Raw genomic sequence first — 488 nt, forward strand, 5'->3', positions numbered from 1 at the left:
GAATGGATAGATCTAACTCCTTTTATCATAGTCGCTTTATGTTAATTTTTCGTACTTGTTGGATTTCAAATAATATCTTGTAGTCTCTATACTATCCAAGTCATTTACAATTATTTATGTTTATCCTATTTGTTACTTGTGATCATCTTTAATTATAATTTAACTGTCGTTATTGTCAGTGTCTTAAGATTGCTTACCGGCTAACTAACCAAGATTATATGACGTCGTTTTTGTTAACATTCAGTAGAGATTTGAGCAATAAGCAGAGAATTCCATTATTTGTTGTGATAATGGTTATCGCGTCTCGATGAACTTTACAACGTCCACCACTATTCATAGAAATAGATATCTGGATAGCATCCCCTATGGCGGATAATTTACTTCTTAGCCGATAGGCTAACTGTGAGACATTGCCTTTAACTATAGTATTCTCTCTTCCGCTCCAGACATGAGTTATAATTTCATCTATAGGTATCTTATTGTTTTTC

1 protein-coding gene is annotated in these 488 nt (G+C 32.8%); it reads right to left on the minus strand.

All coding sequences use genetic code 11. The features are described from left to right. Positions 1 to 214: 214 nt before the first annotated feature. A partial coding sequence (locus V2A85_RS24425) for a hypothetical protein (RefSeq protein ID WP_420072653.1) occupies positions 215 to 488 on the minus strand: 274 nt, incomplete at its 5' end.

It is taken from the genome of Yersinia sp. 1252 StPb PI (assembly GCF_048593885.1).
GTDB classification, from domain to species: Bacteria; Pseudomonadota; Gammaproteobacteria; order Enterobacterales; family Enterobacteriaceae; genus Yersinia; species Yersinia enterocolitica_E.